The organism is Sediminitomix flava (assembly GCF_003149185.1).
In the GTDB taxonomy this organism is placed as follows: domain Bacteria; phylum Bacteroidota; class Bacteroidia; order Cytophagales; family Flammeovirgaceae; genus Sediminitomix; species Sediminitomix flava.
In genome coordinates this window covers 1,372,525-1,389,934 of sequence record NZ_QGDO01000001.1, presented here as the reverse complement: position 1 = coordinate 1,389,934, position 17,410 = coordinate 1,372,525, and the positions used below count along the sequence as shown (strand labels likewise).

15 protein-coding genes are annotated in these 17,410 nt (G+C 34.5%); 4 read left to right on the top strand and 11 right to left on the bottom strand.

Annotated elements, in window-relative coordinates; genetic code table 11:
• Nucleotides 1-98: 98 nt before the first annotated feature.
• Complete coding sequence (locus BC781_RS05250) at nt 99-1,592, top strand: tetratricopeptide repeat protein (RefSeq protein WP_109616169.1); 1,494 nt, start codon at nt 99-101, stop codon at nt 1,590-1,592.
• Between the two features lie 29 nt (nt 1,593-1,621).
• Here BC781_RS05250 and BC781_RS05245 read toward each other — a convergent pair whose 3' ends face one another.
• The 10 genes from BC781_RS05245 to BC781_RS25465 all read right to left on the bottom strand — a co-directional run bounded on the left by BC781_RS05245 (nt 1,622) and on the right by BC781_RS25465 (nt 13,575).
• Complete coding sequence (locus BC781_RS05245; protein ID WP_109616168.1) at nt 1,622-2,056, bottom strand: hypothetical protein; 435 nt, start codon at nt 2,054-2,056, stop codon at nt 1,622-1,624.
• 39 nt (nt 2,057-2,095) lie between these two features.
• The gene (locus tag BC781_RS05240; protein ID WP_109616167.1) at nt 2,096-2,992 is read right to left on the bottom strand and encodes a hypothetical protein; all 897 of its coding nucleotides are present in this window, start codon (nt 2,990-2,992) and stop codon (nt 2,096-2,098) included.
• Between the two features lie 48 nt (nt 2,993-3,040).
• A complete protein-coding gene (locus tag BC781_RS05235) occupies nt 3,041-6,181 on the bottom strand; it encodes an ATP-binding cassette domain-containing protein (RefSeq protein ID WP_109616166.1) in 3,141 nt (1,046 codons plus the stop codon).
• Between the two features lie 212 nt (nt 6,182-6,393).
• Nucleotides 6,394-6,756, bottom strand: coding sequence for a DUF1987 domain-containing protein (locus tag BC781_RS05230; RefSeq protein WP_109616165.1), 363 nt, complete (start codon nt 6,754-6,756; stop codon nt 6,394-6,396).
• A 6-nt stretch (nt 6,757-6,762) separates the two neighbouring features.
• Nucleotides 6,763-7,347 carry a SiaB family protein kinase gene (locus tag BC781_RS05225; protein ID WP_109616164.1) on the bottom strand — a complete coding sequence of 195 codons (585 nt, stop codon included), beginning with the start codon at nt 7,345-7,347 and terminating at the stop codon, nt 6,763-6,765.
• Nucleotides 7,348-7,471: 124 nt separating this feature from the next.
• The gene (locus BC781_RS05220; RefSeq protein ID WP_109616163.1) at nt 7,472-10,930 is read right to left on the bottom strand and encodes a PAS domain S-box protein; all 3,459 of its coding nucleotides are present in this window, start codon (nt 10,928-10,930) and stop codon (nt 7,472-7,474) included.
• A 22-nt stretch (nt 10,931-10,952) separates the two neighbouring features.
• Entirely contained in the window at nt 10,953-11,768 is an 816-nt protein-coding gene (locus BC781_RS05215) for a GAF domain-containing protein (RefSeq protein ID WP_109616162.1), read from the bottom strand.
• Nucleotides 11,765-12,358, bottom strand: a complete 594-nt coding sequence (locus BC781_RS05210) for a chemotaxis protein CheB (RefSeq protein ID WP_109616161.1) — start codon at nt 12,356-12,358, stop codon at nt 11,765-11,767. Before BC781_RS05210 ends, BC781_RS05215 begins: the two co-directional genes overlap by 4 nt.
• A 42-nt stretch (nt 12,359-12,400) precedes the next feature.
• Nucleotides 12,401-13,243 (bottom strand): CheR family methyltransferase, encoded by an 843-nt coding sequence (locus tag BC781_RS05205; protein ID WP_245935581.1) that lies wholly within the window; start codon nt 13,241-13,243, stop codon nt 12,401-12,403.
• A gap of 167 nt (nt 13,244-13,410) precedes the next feature.
• The gene (locus BC781_RS25465; protein WP_158281398.1) at nt 13,411-13,575 is read right to left on the bottom strand and encodes a hypothetical protein; all 165 of its coding nucleotides are present in this window, start codon (nt 13,573-13,575) and stop codon (nt 13,411-13,413) included.
• 242 nt (nt 13,576-13,817) lie between these two features.
• Between BC781_RS25465 and BC781_RS05200 the strand changes: the two genes are divergently transcribed.
• From BC781_RS05200 to BC781_RS05190, 3 genes are all read left to right on the top strand, one after another.
• Entirely contained in the window at nt 13,818-14,126 is a 309-nt protein-coding gene (locus BC781_RS05200) for a MerR family transcriptional regulator (RefSeq protein WP_109616159.1), read from the top strand.
• Between the two features lie 84 nt (nt 14,127-14,210).
• Nucleotides 14,211-15,314, top strand: coding sequence for an alanine dehydrogenase (gene ald / locus BC781_RS05195; protein WP_109616158.1), 1,104 nt, complete (start codon nt 14,211-14,213; stop codon nt 15,312-15,314).
• Nucleotides 15,315-15,443: 129 nt separating this feature from the next.
• Nucleotides 15,444-15,956, top strand: coding sequence for a hypothetical protein (locus BC781_RS05190; RefSeq protein WP_146201626.1), 513 nt, complete (start codon nt 15,444-15,446; stop codon nt 15,954-15,956).
• A 15-nt stretch (nt 15,957-15,971) separates the two neighbouring features.
• Here the strand turns inward: BC781_RS05190 and BC781_RS05185 are convergent, their stop codons facing one another.
• Nucleotides 15,972-17,219: an aspartyl protease family protein gene (locus BC781_RS05185; protein ID WP_109616156.1), complete on the bottom strand. Its 1,248-nt coding sequence runs from the start codon at nt 17,217-17,219 to the stop codon at nt 15,972-15,974.
• Nucleotides 17,220-17,410: the final 191 nt, after the last annotated feature.

Here is a 17,410-nt window from a genome sequence, read left to right as displayed (position 1 = left end):
CTAAGAGTATATTACATTTATTTCGATTGTAAAACAAAACTTGTTGAGTGAAAATATAAAAGTTTAGCTAATAGATTCACTTGGAAAGATATGAGTAAATGCAATATAGGATAATCTTGATACTACTTTTAAACCTACAGTTAGGGGTAAATGTTATAAAAACTTCAGCACAAACTAATTTTAATATCAATAATGTTCAGGGTTTAACTTCAAAAATAGTTTTAGATAAAATATACAATTTTCAATTTATTGAAGTTGAACGAAATGTATTAACTACAGATATAAAACTAGACGATAAACTGTATTTGAGTAGTCTGAATATACTTTTGAGTGAGATATTAAAAGCAGATAAAGACTTGAATAATGAGACTGATAAAAAAATAAAAGATCTAATTTATAAAACCAAAGATATTAAAGATTCAGTCCGACGAAGTTTATTAGAGTCTGAATTACGATTACATCGTAGCATCCTTTTACTGAGATATCAGAGTTATTTTTATGCATTCCTAGAGTTTCAGAAGAGCTATAATCTAGTTAGAAAGCTAAGAAAGGCTAATCTAGAAGATAATTTAGCATTCAAAAAATTAGAAGGAATATATCAAACTGTTTTATCTGCTATTCCAGAGAAGTATAAATGGATTGGTTCTATGTTAGCTTTAGAGGGAGATAAAGAATTAGGTGTAGAATACCTAGAGCAAGTCATTGATCAAGAACCCAATTCTGATGCCGTACTTTATTATTCTTTGTTGAAGTCTTTTGTTTTATATGATAAAGATAAGGCTTTACAGTATTTCGATTTAGAAAAGTTCAATACATACCCTTTAGTGTTTCAAACTACAATTGCATTTATAGCCCTTAAGCAAAATAAAGCTCTTGAGGTGGTGAAGAACACTTCTGTGTATAACTTCCATAATTCATATGGAATCTCAGCCTACTTGAAGGGGAATCTGATTTTTATGTTAGGAGACTATAATGAAGCTCGCAAAGTTTTTATATCATATTTCGATAGAAATAGGTATGGGATGTATGTAAAGGATGCATTGTATAGAATCGCATTGTCGTATTGGTTTGAGGGGAATGATGAGCAGTGTAGGAGATACCTTGATATGATTTCTGAATATGGCAATGATATAACTTCTGTAGATCGATATGCTCAGAATTTTTCAGAAACTTTTGACTTTAGAGACAAAGAGCTTTGCGAGTCTAGGATACTTTTTGATGGAGGGAATTTTGAGAAAGCGCTAGAAGTTATTAATCAGCTTGATGAAAAGAAGCTGCCATTAAAGACTATGATTGAATATACTTATCGAAAAGCACGTATTTTAGATGAAAAAGGTGACATTGAGAAGGCAACTGCACTTTATAAAAATACATTGGCGATTGGACTAGGCTCCAAAGAATATTATCCAGCAAATTCTGCTTTACTGCTTGGTGAGTATTATGAGTTTTCAGAGAGGAATATCGCACAAGCTAGATATTATTACGAGTATGTTTTAAACATAGAGGAGCATCAGTATAAAAGAGAATTAGATCATAAAGCGTCGATTGCAATAGAACGTATAAATAAAAAAGCAGCTCTATTAGTGAAATAGAGCTGCTTTGAATGAAATAAATATCCTTATTATCTCTTGAAACCAAGTACTGCGGCTCCACAATAACTTTTAGAATCTACAAAAGTAAAGCTAAGATAGTAAATACCTGTTTGCGTACATTTGTAAGTCCACGTAGAGTGGAATTTCTTATTGTGAAAACTAGAGATAAGTTTCTTTCTCTTGTTGTTGTACAAAGTACTTACAATTCCTTTCGCAGAACCATCTTTACTCTGAACAGTAACTTGGTAGTTTGTATCTTTAGCGAATACACAAGTGTACTCAATTTTCTTTCTTGTACCTCTTCTACCGTCTATACGGTAGCTTTTTGAGAATTGGAAGCCTGGTTGTAAGGCTCTCATACTTTTGGTTACATATTGTTCAGCATTACACTGTGCTTTTGCTTCGTTTGAGCTAGCAAAAAATGCTACAATAACTGCAAAACATAGAATGAGTGAATGTTTCATTTATATTCAAATTATTAGGTTCACAGATAAAACAAAAAATTATTGAATGATCTTACTACGGATAGATTTGATCAAACTTGAGATTTTTTGAATGTCAGCGTCAGTAGCTTTTACATTATAAACAGTAGAAGATTCTGCAACTAGAATTCCATCTACCTCTTTAGCAACTGTTTCACCTTCAATCTCTTCAATCTCAATAGCATCGTAAACCTTTTTCAGCTCATTCAAATCACTGATAAGCTCAGGAAAGTCAGGCTTAGAACTATATGCATCAAGAACCAATAATAATTGGTCTAGAACAATTCTCTGATCGGCAATTTTTTCATTAAGAACAGCACTCTTCAATCTTTGGTTAACCATTGTTGTAAGATATACTGCTTCAATCCATCCACCAGTTAAACTAAGTAAACTGATATTTTCTCTACGTTGCTCTCTTAAGTGGAAGTTGATTTTCTCAAAGTTTAGCGTAGTTTGAAGAACAAGTTCTTCGATATTAGAAGTTTCCGCTAATTCTTTGATGAGTTCGTAGTCAAAGAATTGACCGATTCCTAAGTCTTCTGCTAGTTTTTGTACAGAATTCAAATAAGAAAGAGCATCTTGAGTTTTTCCGTAGATATTAGAATATCCAAGGTCAGTACCGTAGATACCAAGGTTAAGTGCCTTCTTAAATTGAGTATTGTAACGAGATACATTTGAAGCAACACTAAGGGTGCTTCTGTTATAAATCGCATTCTCATCTTTGATCAGTGATGAGATCTCTAATGGTGAAGGGATCGATTGTAACACTTCATTGATGATGTCAATATCCTGCGTAGGAGCTTCAATCGTTGCTTTCTTATCTAGACGATCAGTAGGATCAACGATATCCTTAGCAAAAACATTGGCTGATGTTCCAATTAAGAATGCAAACAACCATGCATATACATTTTTCTTCATGTCTTAGATCTCTTTATAATTGGTTATTCTTGCTTCAAAAAATTAATGTTATCTATCATTTGATAGTTTTCTACCTACACGTTCCAAAAATCGTACAAATTTTGCCAATACTTCGAAATAAAGTGAAACGTAAAGTAATAAAGTCATCGTCCAAATAAATAATACGTTGAAAGTTAATGTGTCAACATATGTTCCGTACGCATATTTGAATGGTGCGAAGAAATGAGTTCTATAACTTAAAATATCATTATTAGCCTCAGGGATATTAAATATAGGGTCTTTAAGTTGAACAATTTTCTCATTCTCAATGACTGTCATATCAAAACTACTTCTGTTTGTGATGTAGTCATGTAATTTATCATTGAAGTGATTTTTCTTCAGACTATTAAGCGTTACATCTTCTGGTAAACCTGCTTCGACAATTTTTACTACAGAATCTCTAGATGTTTGTGCTTGTTTATATTGAATCAAGTAGAATTGATATGCTTGATTTATATATCCTCTGACAACATTTTCTTCTTCAATAGAGATTGCACTACCTTCTTCTTTAAATAAAGCATTGATAGCCTCCTCTCCGATAGCTTCTTTACAGAATGGGTCTTTTAGCAACTCACTCTTTATGATATCTGTACGTCTTAGTATTTCTGGAGCAATAGAATCACTATAATTCATCGAATAATCGATTGCTTCATTTAGAAGGTTTTCTACTTCCGATGTCCAGTAAGACATTTTGTAGTTACTATGGCTATTTTGTAAGTCATACTCGAAGAATGGAGCTTCATATTTATTGCTCTTATAGTGCTCAACAGCTATAGCTTCATATCCCCATCTTGATGCCATCACATCTGCAAATACAGGTACTTTGGCATGTTCACTAATAGAATTATTCAGTTTTGCATAATCGAAGATCATACCACAAAGTACAAGCTGTGGAATAAGCAAAATTGGAATAAGAATGTAAACGGTAATTGCCGAGTTGAAAGCCGAAGAGACATTCAAACCAATTAAGTTAGCATGACAAGAAACAGAGAACATGACTAACCAGTACATCCAGTTTAAACCTTCGATTCCTACAATGGCATTTCCTATTACGACAAACATAAAGGACTGTAGGGCAGAAAGTGCGAAAAGAATTACCAATTTAGATGAAAGGTAACTCGTTCTACTGAGGTTAAGGAAGCTTTCCCTTTTCTGTATTTTTCGGTCTTTAATGATTTCTTCAGCACTGACGGTGAGTCCCATAAATAGTGCGACTACAATACACATCAGAATATATGATGGAATATTGTCATTGTACTTGAAGAAATATGTTGGTTCTTCATCACTAATATATCTGATAATCCAAGCTAAAAGAAGTGCAAGAAGTGGCGCTTCTAGTAGATTGATGATCATATATTGCGTATTTCTAATTTTCGCTCTAAAATCTCTTGTAGTGAAAATCAGAGCTTGCATTAGCTTAGAAGGAATATTAAGCGTCTTAGGAGGCATATCCGTTACCTCTTCGACTGGCTCAATATTGATATTCTTTTTATATAAGTTATTCCATTCTTGAGGAAGGACTTTTCTTTTGTTGGTAAATTCTCCGTATTCATCAACCACTTGCGCTTCGATGATATTGAAAATTTGTTCTGGGTTTACATTACCACAAGTGTAACATTGTCCTCTATCACTATCTACTTGACCAGAGTTAGATTTGAAGTAAGTAACGGCTTCAATCGGGTTACCATTGAAAATAGGGTAGCCTCCTGTGTCAAGGATCACCATTTTATCAAACATCTTATAGATATCTGAAGATGGTTGGTGAATAACAACAAAGATGAGTTTTCCTTTTAAAGACAATTCTTTAAGAAGGTCAATTACGTTTTCTGAGTCTCTTGAAGAAAGACCTGATGTAGGTTCATCGACGAACATTACTGCAGGCTCACGAATAAGCTCTAGAGCAATATTCAAACGTTTACGCTGACCACCAGAAATCTTTTTGTTAAGAACACTACCTACTACCAAGTCTTTGATACGATCAAGTCCAAGGCTAGAAAGTACATCATCAACTTTTTGATTGAGGTCATCCTCAGGCATATCTTTAAAACAAAGTCTAGCATTGTAATAAAGATTTTCAAAAACAGTAAGTTCTTCAATTAGAAGGTCATCTTGAGCAATGTACCCGATAACACCCTCAATTTGATCTGCTTCAGTATGAATGTTATACCCATTAATTTTTACAGAACCTCCAGAAGGTTCTTCCAAACCTGCAAGCACATTAAGTAGTGTTGTCTTACCAGCACCACTAGCACCCATAATACCAATAAGTTCTCCAGATTTTTCTTCAAGGGTAACACCTCTTAGTCCTTTGTGGCCATTAGGGAATGTATATTCAAGAGCATCTACTTTGAATGATACAGATCCTAATATTTCATCACTATTGTATGTCGCAACAAGGTCACTGTAATAAAGTGGAGATCCTTTAGGTGTACGGAATATACTACCTGGGGCAAATAGGTGGATGCTATCTTTGTAGATCGGTTGGTTATTTAGGTAGATCGTATCTTTACCTGTGTATTTAGTAAAATATAGACCTACACTTTTGACCGCTACAAAGATGATTTCTCCGTCAAGTAAACCTGAGTCGATAAATTTATTTTTACTATCCTCCGCAGGTTTTTGCTCGTCGAAAATCAATATATTTTCATTGTCAAGCTCAGATGAGTCTGGCTCGATTACGAATTTCTCTAATAATTTGAATTCAACTGTTGGGATGTTAAAGACGTCCGCTACTGTATGAATGATTTCCATACGTTGTGGCGTGAACGAACGGTCAGAAGCAACAAGTTCCAATAGTTTGACTAGTACAATAACTTTTTGTTTTTGAGTTAGTGTACCATTAATTTTTCTACAAAGTGAAAGAGTTCGTACAGAGTTAAGTACGTTTACATTTTTTTCAACCTTTCTGCTTTCTTCTCCTTCTGCATTTTGGATCTTCTTCGCAGCTTTTGCTCTTCTACGTTCCTTTCTCTTCTCTTCGTCTGCAATAAATTTATCGTAAAGAGCAACATATTCTTCAACGGTACGCGTATCAAGCTCTTGTTTAAAGAATCCAATCACGAAATTTCTTTCGGTTTCACTTACTCCTTCGTCTTGACTTGATATGATTGCAAAAAGCTGTGTTAAGGCTTTTAATATTTCTTCACTCATAGTGTAATGCTACAGTAAATTAGAAAATAGTTGTCCAGTATTACAACTCCTATAAATAATGTATGGAATGGTAATTTTATTGTGGATTAAGAAATAAAAATGCTACTAAATCTAGATATTTTTTAAGGGAGGGCAGAGATTACTCTTTCAATAGAAAAAGAACACCTCCAATCACTATTTAGAAAGTAAAATTGGAGGTGTAAAAAACTTGATTAATAAGTTTCGAATTCGAAAGGAACATCAACTAGATCCGAGAACTCTTCTCCAGCTTCTTCCATGTCCTCATCGTCTTCATGGAAATGCCAAACAATAGTAGTACCATCAATATCTTCTAGTTTAGACAAGATGTCTAAAATTAGTTTTGAAGATGCAGTGTTGAAATATTCCAACTTAAACATGAAACGTGTTTCAGTGTTTGATGTTTGTCTGTATTCATCAATCCAGTCTAACACAGGTTGAAAAAATTCTGCAGAATCTTCTGGAAGTGACCTTCCTGAAATTTCAAAAACACCGTTATCCTTATCCAATACAATTTTAGGAGTATCTTCAGTGCCAGCAAGATTTAATACTCTCATTTCAATTTATTTTATAGCCTCGGTTTCTTTAATTGATTTTTTACTCTTTGCAACTCTCGGAATTGTAGTGGTTAAAGAGAAGAATGTAAGTGCATCATTCATTGGTTCAAAGTTGAATTTCAATGACTTTCCAGATTTTCTAGCCATATCGATAAAACCAAGACCGGCACCACCTTTCTCGTTTAATTCACCATTCTTAAGCACAAATTTATGATATTCTTTTAATCCTTGCTTGTCTAAAGCATTGATCTTTTCAAGTCGTCCTGCAATATTCTCAACCATTTCGTTGGGAATCGCATTTCCAGAAGAAATGAAATATTCAGAGTCATGCTTACCAATCATAAAGATGGCATTGTTAACCATGTTTCTTTCATCTTCTAGGTTTTGAGCGTACTTACAAATATTCTGTAGGCACTCAACCATCACGTTGAATACTTTTCTTTTAATACTAGAAGCTTCCCCATGAGATTCCATATTTCTTTCGGCCATGGCCAAAACAGATTTAGTGATCTCCTGTGTAAATTCACCCTCATAAACTAAGATGAGGTTTTGGTCTAGCATTGTTTTATGTAAGTCATATATGTATTTCATAATTCAATGGTATTTCCTAGTTTCTCTCTTTAAAAAGTTGAAATAGTTAGGTGTAATTTTATTCTATGGGGAATATTCGAGTCGAAATATAAATTTAACTATTATTAATTAAAAGACAATCTTATTAAAATCTAAATCCAATGAGCAAAATGTCATCAGTTTGCTTGAAATTGCCTTTCCAATCTTCAAAATTCTTCTGAAAAGTTTCGTTCGCACCCTTCATGTCTTTGAATTCTTGTTGTGTAATTATATTTCGTATTCGTCGAGGCCCAAATTTTCGATTGTTCTCTCCGCCGAACTGATCTGCTAATCCATCTGAAAAAACATATACTTCGTCATTCTCACGATAAAAAATTTCATGATTAGTAAACTTTGTTCCTTCTTTATAGAAGCCTCCTCCGATAGACAACCTATCTCCTTTTATTTGGTTTAATTCTCTTTTTTCAGTGTCAAAATGATAAAGAGGTCTATGGGCACCAGCAAATTCAATGTAATTATTGCTTTTGTCCATTTTTATCATGGCAATATCCATGCCGTCTCGTGTTGAAGACTCTTTATTTTGTTTTAAAGCCTTTGTCATTTCTTCATTTAATTGGAATAAAATCTCAGCAGGGCTAGCATCTGGGTTTAATTTTACGATCTGATTCAGTAAGAAAAATCCTATAATTGAAATCAGAGCACCAGGTACACCATGTCCAGTACAGTCAGCCACAGCCAGATATAAAGTATTTCCTTGTTTCATGTACCAAGGGAAGTCTCCACTGACAACATCTCTAGGTTTATAGAATACAAACGATTTTTCTAGCTCCTCTTTAATGTTATCTATAGTTGGTAAAATTGCTGACTGAATCCTTTGCGCATAATTGATACTTTCTCGAATCTTCTTATTATTCTCAAAGATCTTATCTTCAGCCTTTTTACGTTCCGTGATATCATGAGCTGTAATTAGCACAGATTCTATCTCTTTTATTTCATTAAACTCAGGGATACCAAATACTTGCATGATTTTCTCACCATTCGTAGTATCTGTGGCTAGTTCATCTTGAAATGTACGTGCTGAAGAGGTTACCTCTTCAAGTAGATTTTCTAGGTGTGTTTTAAACCTTTCTTCAAATTCTGTTTCCTTATAGTTTTTACCTAAATAGTTTGAAGGTAGTAAGCCCGAGAACTGTTTTACAGCAGGGTTTACATAATATATTTCACCTTCTGTATTTATTCTTAGAATTAGGTCTTTGGAATTTTCGGAAAGCGATTGCATCTGATTTCGCTTTCTAGTTTCTTTCTCAGCCTTTTTTCTTTCAGTAATATTTCTAGAATTGATTAGGATGCCTTGTACTGAAGGGGCATCTAATAAATTTGTCCCTGTAGCCTCTAACCAAACTGTTTCACCATTTTTTAGAGTGTAAGCATATTGTATGGATAGTTTTTGAGATGGTGTTTCTAATAATCTTTCAAAGAAAGAATTGAAAATTGGCAAGCTGTCAGGATGTAAATTTTTCAAGTCATTACTTCCTATAAGCTCATCTGGGGTAAAGCCAAGGATAGGGTAGACCGAAGGACTTATATATCTTATAGCTCCATTAGTTTCGTAAATGGTGATAATCTCAGATGCATTTTCAAGCAGTAATTGCATCCTCTTTCTGACATTATTTGATGATTGAATTTGTTGTTCTAACTTCTCATTTGATTTTTGAAGTTGCTCTTGAGTGGTCGACATAATCTCAGCATTTTGCTGAAGAGTAGCCTGTTGTAGCTGCAATTCTTCACTCATCTTTCTTGATTCTTGGAGTAAGGTTATTGTCTTTTCTCCATTTTTCAAGTTGTGAATTGTTCTCGCTAATACAATACTTAGTTCTTCTACAAAGGAAATCTGTGTTTCGGTAAATTGATGAAGTCCTAATAATTCAATGACACCAAAAACTTTATCTTCAGCTATGAGGGGAACGATGAGTAAGCAGTGTGGTTCTTGGTCTCCGATTATACCCGAACTAATATAGGTGTACCCTTCAGGGATTTCTGTTCTGAGCATTGTTTTTTTATCTGCAGCAACCTGACCAACAAGGCCCTCTTTAAACCTAAAATTAGCCTGCAAGTGTTTCCTCTTATTAAATGCATAAGTTGCATTTAGTTGCAGTACTTCATCCCCATTTTCAGCCTCTTGGGTAGTATAGAAACCGCCTTGAATAGCCTCAATTTTTTCGGTAATAAAACCAATAATAGCATCTCCAATTTCATCTAGACTGTTGTGCATCCTTAGAACTTGACCAGCTTCAGCAACTCCGCTCACAATCCATGATCTTTGCTTTTCTTTTTTATCAGCATCCTGAATACTATTTCTCATACTCAGTAATGCATTCCCGAGAGTGTCATTTTCACTAAGAGGAGAAAAGGAAGCGTCGTAATGACCTTGCCCGATTTGTTCAGCAAAAGTTGCTGTTTTCCGAATCGCAACCACTTGATCATTGAGGGCATCTGCCATTTCACCAATTTCATCTTTACTGAACTGATCGTTGGTGAAATCTACTTGTAATATTCCTTCTGCAACAAGTTTAAGTTTATTCTTGAGTGTTAGAAGAGGAGTTGTAATATATTTTGAGAAGAGTAACGAAACCGTTGTGGATATAATAAGAATAACAAAAGCGGATTGTAAGAAGGTAAATAAGAGTTTGTCTAGCCCCTGTTTAACTTCAGCGTAATCAATCTTGGTTACTAGCCCCCATTTAACACTTGGTATGTAATTCCAATAGCTCAATACTTTTTCATCTCTGTAATCTTGGTCATATCCAAAATCTTTTCCTTCTCCAAGTGAGGCTTTTTGTACAGAAGTAGAAATTGGAGATCCCATTAAAACCATTTCAGAGAGAATTGCTTCGGGTCTGTGACGTAAAGGACTTATATATTCAGCAATTTTTTCAGACTGCATCCTACATAATAACAGTTCTCCTGTTTCACCTAGGCCAACTCTGTCTTCAAGAATAGGATAAATATTCTTTTCAAGATTATATAAGAGTATAATGTGACCAAGGTAAAGTCCTCTATTTTTTATGGGAGGAGAAACAATGAATATGGACACTCCTTTTGAAGTAGGGAACGGTCTGCTGTAATAAGTTTCTTCTTGAGCTAGTGGTAGAAACTGTTTTATTTTTTTATCGACCTCTCCTAAACTCATTCCAACAGGTGGTTTGTAGCTATTGTATAATAATTTTCCTTTTCTATCAGTTAATAAAATATTGCTGAATCGGTTTACAATGGCTTTTGGAATAAGCTCAGCGTCTAATTTATGCTTCAAACTTTTGTATAATGAGCTGTTGAATGAGCTCATCATATTAAGCTTTCTCGCACTGAGGACAACTTTTTCGCTTTTATAGATAAACTTTAGATGATGTTCTAAGTCTTCAAATCGCTTATTGATTTGTCCAGTTTTAAGATTGCTAATGACTTCAAAACTTTCAGCATACTTTTGTTCAATTGAAACCTTCGTTTGGATGAATGAGAGGTAGCTAATGGAAAAAACAGAAAGTATTACTAATAGAAGAAGGATTGAAGTGATTTTGGTTCTGATCTTTAGCGTAGAGAAGAACATATATAGTTTGGGTTAAAAATCCTTAGTCAAGTGAATTTGTAAAATCAGCTTCTAGCTTTTCTGCCATAATCGAAGCACAAATTTTTATAAATTCTATGTTTTCGTCTGATAATTCATTGAAGAAAGCAAGTTCTAATACTCCAAGTGTTTTTTCTTCTTGGTCTAGTATAGGAAGGATTAGGAGGTTCGAAGGGCTGTGACTTCCTAAGCCTGATATTATTTTGAAGTATTCTGTAGATATATTCTTGAGGTGAATAGGTCGTTTTGATTTGGCACATTGACCTACCAAACCTTCGCCAAATTCAAAAGTTAGAGACTGAGAGTCTGGAATGGAAAAGGCAAATCCACACATAAAGCGGACTAGTCTCTTGTCATTATTCTGGGCTTGGTAAAATGCTCCTGATACTGCATCATTAAAATGACAGATTTGGGTGAGAATGTTTTGTAACTGATCTTCTGACGGTAAGGATTGATCTAAGTCTTCAATTTCATTTTTGAAGGTATCTATTTTTCGATCAAGAGGTTGTTCTTTGTGTTGGTATTTTTCGATATCGGCCTTGCCGTAATATTTTGGGATATAAATGATTTCGGTTTTCTTCAGACTCATACTAGCGGAGAAGAGTATATATAAGAGTATGAGTAGAAGTAAGGCATCAATAGTCAGTAGGTAGAAGTCGAAGCGGAAGATATTATTTACCTTTTCAATGGTACTGTGGTTGGTAATATTGACTTCTTGAAGAACATTTTCAGGAAAAGAAAAGAATTGAAAGGTGAGATAGGTAGAAAGCAAAGCAAATAGCAGGGATAGCATACCTATCCAAAACTGTTTTCTTTTCATAAATGATAGTATTTATGTAATTCTAATAGAAAGTTTATGATTTCATCCGATTCCAGACAATAATCAATTTGGGTTTTATTTTGAGCCGCTAAGGGCATAGTATTGATCATGCATTCTTCAGGGTCTTGAATAATCGTAATTCCTCCTAAAGCTTTGATTAGCTTCATCCCTTCAGCGCCATCACTGTTTGCTCCTGAATACAGAATTCCTATTAATCGATCTCCGTAAGTGTGTGCTGCAGATTCAAACGTTAAGTCAATAGATGGTCTTGAATTATTCACCATTTCTTCTGTAGACAAGGATAGTTGTCTATTGGGTTCTGTGAGAAGGTGATAATTGGCTGGAGCTAAATAGACTCTTCCAGCTCTAATTGGGTCTTTATCATTAGGTTCCTCTATGACTTTGTTACTCTTTATAGATAAAGCTTCAGTGAAACCATGTCTAACGTGTTTTAATCTATGCAAGCACAAGAAAATAGGAAGAGGAAACTCTGAGGGTAATTTTGACAATAGTTTTGTAATGGGTTGAAAACTACCGGCAGAGCCACCAATCACAATGGCTCTATATCTGTCAGATAATTGATATCTCATTCTCCTCTTTTCTACCTTTTACCAATAAATTAATACTTTACTCTATTCTTTTATTTTACGATAGATCTTCTCTTCGTTATTAAGTATGATAAACTTATGAGAGATATCACACCAAATTAAAGACTCTTTCGATCCTACAGCCAAAACACCATATTTAAACAAGCTTTCATGCAGTTTTGTCAGCACATCGTTCTGTAATTCCTGATTGAAGTAAATCATCACATTTCTACAAAGGATGAGGTCAAACTTAGAGAATACAGGGCCTTTAACTAAATCGTGCTTTCGGAAAGAAGTGTGTCTCAATAACGATGGTGAAAATTTAGCGTAATTTCCTTCTTGAGTAAAGTAATCCCAGATACTTTTCTTACCTCCGTACCTTTCGTAGTTTTGTTGATTCAATTCCATGTTCTTCAAACGTATTGAAGCTTGCTTGGCTTTATCAATGATTGATAAATCAATATCGGTAGCTACAATATAAGAACGGTCAAGAAGTCCCATTTCTTCCAAAAGAATGGTCATTGTGAAAACTTCTTCACCAGAAGAACATCCTGCATGCCAGATGTTTATGCGTTCTTGTTGATTGAATAACTCTGGAATAACATCCTCTTTCAAAAGTTTCCAGTATGAAGGGTCTCTGAACATTTCAGTAACATTTACTGTGATTTCAGAAACAAACTCTTGAAAAAATGATGGGCTAGCGGTTAGTTTTTTGATGAGGTCATCTACAGAGGATAATTTGTAGAGTTCTAAGACCCTTTTAACACGTCTTCTATAGGAAGAAATAGCATAATTATTAAAGTCATAATCATACTTATTTTCAATGAAATGGGTCAGCCTCTTAATATCCGTTACGTCTATTTCTTCTTGCATAGAATCTCTGTACATGCTTTTTCAATTTCTTCTATAAACAAAATACTAAAGGTAAAATTAATCAAGAAATACGGGTTGACAAAAGTATCTGTTAATTCTGTTTTGATTTAAAAAATCCTTTCTTATTCATTTAAGAATAAAAAAGGATTCTATGAAGATACTAGTTGTGACTCGAGTGGAGATTATCTTTTCTTGAGCTGAGGACAACCAGCATGCATATCCAAAACCTCATATTTCGCACGTTGTGAGTTATAATATGCTGAGTTCTTCTTACTGTATTTCGAACATGATGAAAATAATACAATAGGTAGAACGATAATGGATACCAGAATAAGCAATCTTTTCATGGATATTGATTTTAGTTTATGGATTAGGTCTAGCAAAAAGAATTCCACAAGCTCTTATGCTAAGTAAAAAAGGATAAAAAAACGCTGATTAACAAATTCAAAGGCACATTGTAGCGATTTTTTGATGTACTATTTTACCCATCTATTAATATGAATTAAACAAGTGTAAAATTAATTTCACACAACTGGGATTATTTCTTGAATAATTTCTAATATTTTCATCCAAATTTTTACTTTTGTGCATGCAGAATCAAATATATTCCATCGAAGAAGCGGCTAATGCCCTCTCCATCAAAAGAGAACTATTACTCAGGTGGATGGATTACTTTGAGGTTAAGGCAGATAAAAGTAAAATGCTTACGAAAGAGCAGTTAACTCTTTTAAGGACTGTCCAGTATCTCTTACATGAGAAAGGATATACTATGGAAGGGGCAAAAGCTGTGTATCAAAATAAACAAACCCAACTCAAAGAAGCGGTTGAAATTATTGATGAATTAAGTAGCATTAAAACCTATTTGTTGAACGTTAAAAGTAACCTTCAAGAGCTTTAATGGTCTAAATATTTGACAGGCATCCATAACAACATGATTTTTTCTTAAGTATAGACATTTGGTTAACTACTAAATTTACACATTATGATCATTGGAGTTCCTAAAGAAATTAAGAACAACGAAAATCGCGTTGCTTTAACACCAGGTGGTGCAAAAGAACTAGTTAAGAGAGGGCATCAAGTATATGTACAAGCTACAGCCGGTGACGGTAGTGGTTTTGCAGATGCTGAGTATGTAGAGGCTGGAGCGCAAATCTTACCAACTATTGAAGATGTGTATGGTATTGCGGAGATGATTATGAAGGTGAAAGAACCAATTGAGCCTGAGTATAGTCTAATTAGAGAAAATCAATTGCTTTTCACTTATTTCCACTTCGCATCTCATGAGCCTTTAACTAGAGCTATGATTGATAGCAAGTCGATTTGTTTGGCTTACGAGACAGTAGAAAAAGCAGATGGAAGTCTACCATTATTAGTTCCTATGTCTGAAGTAGCAGGTCGTATGGCTACTCAAGAAGGGGCTAAATTCTTAGAGAAGCCTTTGAAAGGACGTGGTATCCTTCTTGGAGGAGTACCAGGTGTTAAACCAGCTAAGGTTCTTGTAATCGGTGGTGGTATTGTAGGTACACAGGCTGCAAAAATGGCTGCAGGTCTTGGTGCTGATGTTACAATCATGGACTTGAGTCTTCCAAGATTAAGACAATTGGATGATATCATGCCAGCAAATGTGAAGACAATGATGTCTTCGGAATACAATATCCGTAAAGAGATCAAAGATGTAGATTTGATCATTGGTGCTGTATTGATTCCAGGAGCGAAAGCACCTCATTTGATTACAAGAGATATGTTGAAAGACATGCGTCCGGGTACAGTTATGGTTGATGTAGCTGTAGATCAAGGAGGATGTTTTGAGACTACTAAGGCAACTACTCATGCAGAGCCAGTATTTATCATTGACGATGTAGTTCACTACTGTGTGGCTAACATGCCAGGTGCAGTACCTTACACTTCTACCTTGGCGTTGACAAATGCAACTCTTCCTTATGCAATCCAACTTGCTGAAAAAGGATGGGAAAAAGCATGTGAAGAAAATGCAGAATTGAAGAAAGGATTGAACATCATCAAAGGTGATGTAGTATATGAAGCAGTAGCTGAAGCATTTGATTTGGAGCATTCTCCAATGGCTTAAGTCAACTGATTCTTGAATCATAAATAAGATGAGCTTCTAAAGCTCATCTTTTTTTTTCTAATTTTTTTAGAAAAAAATCTCACACCTTACTTCATTTACGGTCTAATTTCCTAAATTAGTCATGTAACAATGGTTAAATACTTTATGAGTAATACTTCAGAGATAGTCTCTACTTTTTCAGAATTAGACCAGATTCAATTTGAAGGCTTAATAAACGATGACAGTTTTGGTTTATTAGGCTATGGTGAATCTCCATTAGGACAAAGTTTAAAAGGAAGATTCAGATGGTTTGAAAAGAAAGAGGAATTAATCAAGTTTCTACATGAAGACTTTGCTAAAATGGTCTTGTCAGATGGGGAAATGACGAATGCTTTTCAAGAGCAATATCTAAGAATCATTAACCACTTACAGGAAGGAGATATGTGTGATGTGATCGCACCCTTAAATCATCTATTTAATGGAGCGTGGCACTTGCAATGGATTGGAAGCTTCCGAAAATTATGTCTAGGGGCAGACAATGAGTCTAAGCAAATTAGGGCAACCTATACTGGAGTAATGCAGATGACTTCAGATAGTAGCCCAATTACAAATCCTTCAGAAAAGGAAGCGTTTCGAGATTTTGTGAAGCGTCATAGTTTCTAAAATCTATACCTAAGTTTAGGTGGATGGTACTGGTAATGTCATAGTTATCAGTACCTTTTTTTCATTCCTTTCAATTAAAAAGTTTACTTTTTTTCCTTCCATTTTCAGGTAAGATTGCACTTCTTCAAATGCCATAAAAAAAGTGCTTTTGTTATTGATCTCTAGAATCACATCATCTTTTTGGAAGCCTGCAGAAGCAGCGGCACTATTTTCTCCAACAAATTCAACACTATAAAAACGAACAGGAGGGTAAGGCATAATTAGATTTAAGCCTGTCAAATTATAACTGTTGACATCTCGAAACTTTTCTCTTTGCTTCATCAGTAACTCTTGACTTTCATAATCAATCACTACATCAAAATGTCTTAGGAAGTTAGCGCCTATGCTACCATTTCTGTCATTTTTAATGAGTTGATAATTAATGAAGTTGCTATCTGGGTAAGAGATATAAACGTCTCCCATATTTATATTTTCGAAAAGGGTGCTTTTGCTCTTCGCTATATGTCCTAAGATGTTACCTCCAATCCCGGTGCCAAGGAACGTATAAGTGGATTTCTCAGGAATAGATATGTTTTTTGATGATTCTTTAAAAAGAGAAAGTAAATGAGATGAACCAGAGTCAATAAGTAATTTTACTCTTTGTGAGTCTGTATTAGAAAGAAGGTATGACTCAATGTACGCTCTTCTTCCCTCAATACTGATAGGGAATGCATCGTACTTTTTTCTAAACTTATCTTGTTTTTTCTGCTGATAGTATGAGCGTTTGTAAAGTTGAAGGTATTTCTTGAAGTAATTGATCCTTACAATGAAATCGTTGAAAACACCATAGCCAATAACGCCGTGTATTGGGATCCCCATATTTTCCCCCAATTTAAGGTCAATTTCAGGGAAAATAATATCTTGATTATAGCCTTCTATATAAGGTAATTCAACCTTGTTAGAAGTAGAGGTCCATGCCGTTAGATTGAAATTATTCCCAAGCCCCTTTAAGCTGTATGACCTTACCTTTTGAACGCCTAAAGATTGTGCTAGAGCAGCATTACTAAGTAGTGTAAAGGATGCTCCTGAGTCAAGGATAAAGTTTAGAGAGTCTGAGTCATTAATGCAAACAGGTATAATGATTAAGTTATTGATCAGTTTGAATGGGATTTTAGCCTTAACTCTTGTAGAGTCAGTAAATGTCAGTTGTTTGACAAAGTCAATTTTTTGTGAAAAAGCACTCAGAGGGATAAGTAGGATAAAAAGGAGAAATTTAGTTTTCATAGCAGCTGAATCGTTAGTGTCATAGTGTTACGTATAAATTACAATTATTTATCAACTATTCAATGTTTAGTGCTAAGGAATTGGAAAAGAAGTTTTTGTGAAAAAATATAAATAACAAGACCTTCTACTTTCGAATTGGCGTTTCCAAATTTGTACCTTTGTGGGTCAATGATTAAATGAAATAGGATAAA